The organism is Brevibacillus porteri, from assembly GCF_003013475.1.
GTDB lineage: Bacteria > Bacillota > Bacilli > Brevibacillales > Brevibacillaceae > Brevibacillus > Brevibacillus porteri.
Map to the genome: position 1 here is coordinate 92,965 of NZ_PXZO01000021.1, position 7,890 is coordinate 100,854.

Genomic DNA, 7,890 nt, shown 5'->3' on the forward strand with positions numbered 1-7,890 from the left:
AGCTTAACATATACAGAAAAATATATAAATACTAATTTTCACAATATTTTCGGACTGTGATTTAACAAAATGCTCATTATATTAAATTCATAATAAACAAGGTCAAACCCTTGGTATATATAGTTCTTTATATAATGTATAACATTATATAGCCATTTCTTTGCTAATAACAGCAAGGCAGCCATAAAGAACAACTAGCAATGGTTCTTTGTGCGATCCGTAACATACCAAATACCCACTAGTATGGGGTACCGCCAACAAAGTGCGGATTTTGTACGCTAAGCTCCGATTTCCAGAAAAAACACCGGTACCTGTACGATACAGGATACCGGCGTTTTCGTACCAAAAAGTTCCTTAGCGTATATTTTCGTTAAAATGTTGGCGCTCCCCCTTATATAAATAGTTCTTCTTGAAGACGTTGTATAGGGCGTTGTCTTTGTTGCCATAATGATAAAAATCATCTTCGAAAGGAATAAGTACCTATGTATTTTTTTTCTCGTTTTTACAAAAAATACCCCTCACAAAAAAGAATAAAAATGGGAAAAATGAATCAAATTCACGAGGAAACGGCTGAAGATCGTCTCATTAGCATCGAATTATTTCAGAATATCAAAGAAATAAAACAAAAATTCCCAGCATCTCCTGACTTAGTCATTCACCAATTTACAACTGGTTTAAAGCAGACACGAGTTGCCCTGGTCTATCTTGACGGGTTAACAGATAAAAATTCACTGAATAATAACATTTTGCGTCCGATGATGTACGACTCCAGAGAAGTAAATGAAACTCCGTTACCAACGATCAGCAGTTGTCGTACGGTTTCATCTTGGCGTGATGTGGAAAACGCTATCTTGCAGGGAGAAAGTGTGCTTTTTTTTGAAGGGCAGGTTGAAGTTCGGGTTTTCGATACAACAGGTTGGCCGCAACGTTCCATTGAAGACCCACAGTTGGAAAGCTCGTTAAAAGGGGCGCATCAAGGATTTGTTGAGACAGGCGTGCAAAATATAGCCCTGCTTCGAAGATATATTCCGAATCTCGAACTACGTATCAAGGAACATATAGTAGGGCGTCGGGGAAAAACGAACGTCTGGATCATGTATTTAGAAGACATTGCGCATCCAGAAGTTCTTAAAGAACTAGAAAAACGAATAGAACAAATTGATATTGATGCTGTGATCAATACGGGGGAACTCGCCGAATACATCGAGGATAATCGGTATTCACCTTTCCCGCAATTCATCTTGACAGAGCGTCCGGATTCAGCAGTTTCCCAGTTATTACAAGGCCGCTTTGTCGTTGTCGTTGATCGTTCCCCCAGCGTAATCATTGCACCAGCCACGTTTATCTCTTTCTTCCAAAGCGTGGACGATTACAGCATGCGTTGGCTAATCGCCTCGTTTATTCGTCTACTTCGTTTTTTGGCTTTCATGATTGCCTTGCTTTTGCCGGCCGTTTACATCGCCTTCCTCTCCTTTAATTACGAGGTTGTACCGCTTCAATTGTTCCTATCGATAGCCGAGTCAAGGGCACGAGTACCGTTTCCTCCGCTGTTGGAAGCCATGATGATGGAAATCATGCTGGAAATGATGCGAGAAGCTGGAATCCGGCTTCCTGCTCCCGTTGGACAAACAATCGGTATCGTGGGGGGCATCGTTGTCGGTCAAGCAGCCGTACAAGCAGGTATAGTCAGCAACATCATGGTTATTGTAGTGGCCTCTACCGCTATCGCTTCGTTCATTCTACCCAGCTACGATATGGGAACGGCTGTCAGACTGCTGCGTTTTCCAATGATGCTGATTGCTTCGCTGTTTGGAATTATTGGGATCGTCATCGGCTTTATGACTCTACTTGCCCATCTAGTTGCCTTGGAATCTCTTGGAACTCCATACGGTAGCCCTCTGGCTCCATTCCGTTGGCAAGACATGAGGGATACGTTCGTTCGGTTCCCATTATGGTCAATGTTTCGGCGTCCGGAAAGTACCAGAGCGATCCAAGAGATCAGGATGGGCCGAAAACGATCAAAGGAGAAGGATTCGTGAGTAAATATGCCATGAACGGAATCACCTTGATGCAGTATATTATTCTGATCCATGCTTCTCAAGTGGGAACCGGAATATTCTCGCTTCCGAGGCAGTTGGCTGAAACAAGTGGAACGGATGGATGGATGACAGTTTTGTTAGCTTGGATTATCAATTGTTTGGCGGGATGGATCATGCTGCTGACACTTAGAAAGTATCCGGACTTCACGCTTTTAGACCTGTTGTCCCACTTATTCGGGAAATGGTTGGGCAAACTATTAGCCCTCCCTTTGATTATCTACTTCGCTTCTTTTGGCTTGGTCATCATGGTCAATTCGATGCTCTACATCAAGTCATGGTTTTTGACGAAAACGCCAGCTTACTTGGTGGTGCTTCTGTTCGCTATTCCTAGTTATCTTGTTGTTCGCAATGGTTTACGCGTTCAAGCTCGATATATTGAGTTGGTCTTTTACATGACGATGTGGATGCCGCTTTTCATGTTGATTCCAGTAGGGGAAGGAAATACGCTTTTTCTGCTTCCCTTTCTCAAGGAAGGGTGGTTACCAGTGTTGCAAGGATTGCAGAAAACGGTTTTCGCTTACGCTGGTTTCGAGATCCTCTTTATTATTTATCCATTTCTGCAAAAAAAAAAATACGCCATACACGGATTTTTAATCGGGAATACACTAACGCTGCTTTATTATTTGTTTATTACCATCGTTTGTTTTATTTTTTATACACCTGACGGAATCACAACCTTAAATCAACCAGTGCTGAGCTTGCTAAAGAATATCGAGTTTCGTTTTCTGGAGCGATTCGATATGATTTTTCTGGCGATTTATTTGCTGGTGGTGTCAAAAGCCTGGATCATCTACATTTCCTGTGCGGTTTTCTCTACCGCTCAAATATTTAAGAAACAAGATCACAGCATTTTCAGTGGCATCTATTTTTTGTTTGCTGTCGCGTCTGTTTATGTCATGAACCCTACATGGAATCAAAGCGAGGAATGGACAAAGCTGCTAAGCAAGGCGGCATTTGGTGTCATGTACATGTTTCCTGTTGTTCTTTATATCTATGTACGAGGTTTTGAAATGTTGCGGAGGGGAAAAACTGGATGAAAAAGCTGTTGTTTGCACTCTTATCTCTGACTCTTTTTACGACAGGGTGCATGGACAAGATGAATATCGAAGATGTATCCCTGTCGCTCTTGATTGGTATTGACCTCGATGAAAATAACAACCTCATCTTTTCGACATCAAGCCCTGTATTTAGCCAGGAAGCAAAAATCAAGGAGGAAGTTTACATATCGCCAGCGATAACGATGCGGGAATCGCGGGAAGAAGACGACAAAACCTTTATGGCGCTGACAGTCGGCGGTAAAGTTCAGGCAATTTTGGTCGGGAAACGTGTGATGCAACACAAGGGCTGGTTAAAGTTGTTGGAGCCTTTACTCCGCGACCCAAAAAACTCGATCACTGGAAGAATCGTGATGGTGGACGGGAACGCATACGATGTGATAAGTTATTTGCCGAAAGATAAACCACGCCTCCCCCTTTACTTGACAAAACTGATTGATACCGCTCACCTTCGCAATATATGCACGAAAACAACCCTGCAAGATTTGCGTCGGGCTACATACGAGAGCGGGATCACCGCAAATGTAACCGAGATAAAAAAAGAGAAGAGGCTGTTTGTAACCGGAACCGCGCTGCTTGGTGAGGAAGGCGAGTACAAGTTCTCCCTCGCTCCCACGGAGAACAAGCTACTCCGCATTTTGCAGCATGACACCAAAGGGGAGTTTTCTTTTACATTTAAAAACCCTAACCAACCCGTCGGGGAGATTTTTCCGGCGACTGCCTACAGTTTTTCGACCAGTGGCATTTCCGTCAAAACAAAAACCGATTATGTGTCGGACAAGTTCAAGTTTGACATTAACGTACAAATGAGAGTAGTTCTAACCGAACGGCTTTTCAAATTGGATATCAGAAAAGAAGCGAAAAAATTGGAGCAGGAGATCGAACAGGAAATGACGAAACGAATGAAGAAGCTTATTCACAAGATTCAAACAGCTAAAATTGACCCTATCGGGCTCGGAATATATGCTCGTGCTTATGAGTATGAACATTGGAAACCAGTGAAGGAACGGTGGGGAGAAACATTAGCGAAAGCAGATGTGAAGGTAAGCGTAAAAGTAATTATTGCAGGTATGGGAATCAGTAAATAATCGGTTTTTATCATTGGGCAATTAGAAAAAAAGCTCACCACTCAAAATATAAAAACAGGTAACGCGGAGAACAGTGGTCAGCGGTATCTGAACATACTCTTGTCAAGTAGATAGATTTAAAAAGAGCTCCATAAAATTATTAAGTGCTTTGTTCCCCCCTAATACTTTAACAAAAATAAAGTCGGTGATTCCCATAAATGGGGGAAACCGGCTTTTTTTTCGTATAAAAAGTTCCTTAGCGTACAAAATCCGCACTTTGTTGGCGGTACCCCATACTAGTGGGTATTTGGTATGTTACGGATCGCACAAAGAACCATTGCTAGTTGTTCTTTATGGCTGCCTTGCTGTTATTAGCAAAGAAATGGCTATATAATGTTATACATTATATAAAGAACTATATATACCAAGGGTTTGACCTTGTTTATTATGAATTTAATATAATGTGTAGAGAGATAAATGCCGCTGCAGGAGTGGCCATGATGAGAAAAATATTTGTGCTTTCGGTGAAGTCCAACGTAGTCTTTACATTCAAGGCGATTGGTAAGAGCTTCTAAAGACGATGTCCTTTACCATACTCCCTTGCTACAAACGGTCCACCCATGAGCAGTTCTTCCAGCGGATCGTCAGCCGCGTTTTGAAGGTCACATTCGGAGATTTCGGCGGCATAAGCTTCGGCATTATCGCGGGGCTCGTAGCCCAATCGCTCAGCATCAGAGTTGATAAACCATGAGCGTTCATTGTCAGATACACCGTACAAAATGGAAAAATCGACCGTTTCGGCCAGGATGCAGCGGCGAAAAAGCCGGACCGCGTCGTCATAGCTGAGCCAGGTACTGAGGTGGCGCAGGTCTTGTGGGCGATCTTCAAAGCTACAGATGCGAATACAAACAGACTCTACGCCGTGTTTGTCAAAGTAAAGTCGCGCAAGATTTTCGCCAAATGCTTTACTCACGCCATACAGCGTATCGGGACGTTGCATGACAGAAGAGTCAATGGTCTCACTCCGCGGATAAAAACCGACTGCATGTATGCTGCTGGCGAAAATAACCCGCTGAACGCCGGCCTTTCTGGCAGCTTCGAAAACGTTGTATGTACCGGCAATATTCGCCTGAAGAATACGGGAAAACTCGCTTTCGTCAGGAATTCCGCCCAAATGAACTACAGTATCAATCCCTTGCATGGCGGCTTCCATTCCTTCTGTATCCGCCAGATCCAAGTGGATAAACTCCTCATCAGGCTGTAAGTCTTGAATCGGATTGATGTCGGTAAGACGCAAGCGGAATTCATCCCGTAAACGAGTTCTCAAAACTGTGCCAATGCGCCCAGCTGCTCCTGTAATCAACACCTGTTTCACCTAAATCCCCCCTAAAAGCTTTTTAAAATTACTATTCTCGCATAATCTGCGGAAAACCTTTTTCATGATGAAATCATCGTATACAGGTATCCGTCTTTTGTATATCTGCTTGCACGGCCGTTGTAAGTGTAGCTAATATCACAAATCGGTAATTAAGAAAAGAGAGGATGATTTACATGATAACAATTGAAAAGTATAACGCTGAAAAAGAGGACAATTATCGAGATATTCTCCGCAAAGGCGGATATCCAGAAGAAGTCCTATCGAAATTGACTGATGAAGAATGTGAAGCTGAATATGATGCGGTTGAAGTGATTGGCGGGTAGTTATCACAACACACGATTTGTTAAATAGGAGGCGCACACATGGAATTGACCAAGGAGCAGCTTGACGAGCTTCCAGACAACAGCATTGTTGTGATGGGGTGCCGAGACTGCGAGGGTGCAGAAGAACATAAAAAAGTAAATGGAACATGGATATGCCAATGGTGCAATTGACACAACAATCGATTTGTAAAAAGGGAGGCGAGGACATGGAAGGAAATCACATTTTCGATTGGATAAAGGATGTCATTGAGGGCTCTGGTGGTTTACTCGATTATGAACGTCATGAATGGGCGGTACGGAACTATTCGGACGAAATGACGGCTGCTATCTGGATAATTAAATGCCTAGGAAATCCAAAATGCGCGGGATCAGCCGAGGTACTGAAAGCAATCATGGATAGACGCAAGGAAATGGGTGAAACGACTACAATTTAACATTTCATTACTTGTGATAAAAATAACGGGAAACTGGCCGAGCTACAGCTAGATCCCCGTTTATTCTAATACTAGTAACATTGGGCGTTTATCATGTGTTATCAAAAAGGACCGTTTTAGTACCACTTCCCAAGGTAGCAAACAAGTTAAAATAGTAATTAGAGGAAGTGTCTAGCGTAAGTGGACCGTTCCAAGTAATGGAACCAAACTGGCTGCTGAATATGCCTGTTGGGCGGACATCCGAAAAAGCAGAGTTTACCGTAACATTGCCATTGATGTACGTACTTGTAATATTTGAATAACCGGCTACGTTAATTATCCCATCAGATCGGCTATCTACCATGCGTTGAATTCTCAGTCCAGTGTGTGTCATGTCATGAATCAGAGAGCCATACATGTAGGTGTTGAGAATACCCTGATGCCCCGCTTGAATGATACTGCCGACAACTTGTGTATTCAGCAGTTGAAATTCAATAGTGGTGAAGGGATCAGGAGGATTTAATGTAGTGAAGGAAATATTTCCGCTTATGATCGCACCGTTTGTGTAATTGGTATGGGTACTCACAGAAGTTCCGTTGTCAAAAGTGCCTATAACGGTAACGGGGCGGACATCTAGAGTGGTGGGATTTGGAATGATGTAGACATTTTCTGCCGCCTGACTAGTTTGGATGGTGACATTTCTCGGAACCGTTGAGACGAAGTTCGACAAAGCACCGTCTCCCAAAACCCAAGGACCGAGTCCGAGCAGTTGTACATGTCTAGCAGGTGGAATAGTAATATCTTCATCAAACGCTGAATTGGCTGCGATCAGGATGATGAGACGAGCTTTCATGCCGATCGCGACTGCCAAAGGGCTATTTGTTGCTGCATCTATAGCTGCTTGCAGGGAATTGAATGGATCAGCTGGCGTTCCATCACCCGGACCAGGAGCACTTGAGTCTGCCCAAAAGATACTATTTTCTCCCCAGATGAAGTTACTTGGCCCCGGAGGTCCCGGAGGTCCCGGAGGTCCCGGAGGTCCTGGAGGTCCCGGAGGTCCCGGAGGCCCCGGAGGTCCTGGAGGTCCCGGAGGTCCCGGTGGTCCAGGGATTAGCCGCCCTGGAAAAATATCTGGACATCCCCGAGGAAAATCCCAAGGGGGATAACAATTCTCCATACTAACTCCTCCCCTTAAATGAACATTACATTATTTTAATTACATGTAGTGGGAAAGGTGCGGAGAATGGAAATGATTGGGCTATAGACATGGCGCATTAGATGCCGTATGAGATAAGTTTTGTTGACCCTTTGCTGTCGAAACACTACTCCTTAACAAGGCGGGTGCCCCAAGCTTGCCGCTTGCGCTCTTGAAAACCGTGGGACGAACTACTTAACAAAAGAGAAAAAAGTGATTCCATTCAGAATCACTCAGCAAAAACCAATGGTACATTCTTCTGATTAGCAAGATGCATGAACTTCCCCAATTCAACAGGGTTACGAGAGATTCGCTCAGCACTATGGCAGATTACCTTGTTTACCAATCCAGCCTCTATGT

8 protein-coding genes are annotated in these 7,890 nt (G+C 43.6%); 6 read left to right on the forward strand and 2 right to left on the reverse strand.

Annotated elements, in window-relative coordinates; translation table 11 throughout:
• The first annotated feature begins 482 nt into the window (after positions 1-482).
• The 3 genes from C7R92_RS13280 to C7R92_RS13290 are packed head-to-tail and all read left to right on the forward strand — an operon-like array spanning position 483 to position 4,242.
• Positions 483-2,039 carry a spore germination protein gene (locus tag C7R92_RS13280; protein WP_106834569.1) on the forward strand — a complete coding sequence of 519 codons (1,557 nt, stop codon included), beginning with the start codon at positions 483-485 and terminating at the stop codon, positions 2,037-2,039.
• Positions 2,036-3,136, forward strand: a complete 1,101-nt coding sequence (locus tag C7R92_RS13285; RefSeq protein WP_106834570.1) for a GerAB/ArcD/ProY family transporter — start codon at positions 2,036-2,038, stop codon at positions 3,134-3,136. The genes C7R92_RS13280 and C7R92_RS13285 overlap by 4 nt, the downstream gene beginning before the upstream one ends.
• Positions 3,133-4,242, forward strand: coding sequence for a Ger(x)C family spore germination protein (locus C7R92_RS13290; protein WP_106834571.1), 1,110 nt, complete (start codon positions 3,133-3,135; stop codon positions 4,240-4,242). Before C7R92_RS13285 ends, C7R92_RS13290 begins: the two co-directional genes overlap by 4 nt.
• Before the next feature lie 550 nt (positions 4,243-4,792).
• Here C7R92_RS13290 and C7R92_RS13300 read toward each other — a convergent pair.
• Positions 4,793-5,596 carry an NAD-dependent epimerase/dehydratase family protein gene (locus C7R92_RS13300; protein ID WP_106834573.1) on the reverse strand — a complete coding sequence of 268 codons (804 nt, stop codon included), beginning with the start codon at positions 5,594-5,596 and terminating at the stop codon, positions 4,793-4,795.
• A gap of 176 nt (positions 5,597-5,772) precedes the next feature.
• Here C7R92_RS13300 and C7R92_RS32030 point away from each other — a divergent pair, with 176 nt between their 5' ends.
• From C7R92_RS32030 to C7R92_RS13305, 3 genes are read left to right on the forward strand one after another with little or no spacing between them, the layout of a single operon-like run.
• Entirely contained in the window at positions 5,773-5,922 is a 150-nt protein-coding gene (locus C7R92_RS32030; RefSeq protein WP_158265753.1) for a hypothetical protein, read from the forward strand.
• Positions 5,923-5,961: 39 nt separating this feature from the next.
• Positions 5,962-6,093 carry a hypothetical protein gene (locus C7R92_RS33145; RefSeq protein ID WP_279629819.1) on the forward strand — a complete coding sequence of 44 codons (132 nt, stop codon included), beginning with the start codon at positions 5,962-5,964 and terminating at the stop codon, positions 6,091-6,093.
• Between the two features lie 35 nt (positions 6,094-6,128).
• Entirely contained in the window at positions 6,129-6,356 is a 228-nt protein-coding gene (locus C7R92_RS13305) for a hypothetical protein (RefSeq protein WP_106834574.1), read from the forward strand.
• 91 nt (positions 6,357-6,447) lie between these two features.
• Here C7R92_RS13305 and C7R92_RS32585 read toward each other — a convergent pair whose 3' ends face one another.
• Entirely contained in the window at positions 6,448-7,512 is a 1,065-nt protein-coding gene (locus C7R92_RS32585; protein WP_208636204.1) for a collagen-like triple helix repeat-containing protein, read from the reverse strand.
• Positions 7,513-7,890 lie beyond the last annotated feature (378 nt).

Coding starts and splice junctions, on each gene's coding strand:
- C7R92_RS32585 (WP_208636204.1), bottom strand. CDS start 7,512: ATGGAGAATTGTTATCCCCCTTGGGATTTTCCTCGGGGATGTCCAGAT.
- C7R92_RS32030 (WP_158265753.1), top strand. CDS start 5,773: ATGATAACAATTGAAAAGTATAACGCTGAAAAAGAGGACAATTATCGA.
- C7R92_RS13290 (WP_106834571.1), top strand. CDS start 3,133: ATGAAAAAGCTGTTGTTTGCACTCTTATCTCTGACTCTTTTTACGACA.
- C7R92_RS33145 (WP_279629819.1), top strand. CDS start 5,962: ATGGAATTGACCAAGGAGCAGCTTGACGAGCTTCCAGACAACAGCATT.
- C7R92_RS13305 (WP_106834574.1), top strand. CDS start 6,129: ATGGAAGGAAATCACATTTTCGATTGGATAAAGGATGTCATTGAGGGC.
- C7R92_RS13280 (WP_106834569.1), top strand. CDS start 483: ATGTATTTTTTTTCTCGTTTTTACAAAAAATACCCCTCACAAAAAAGA.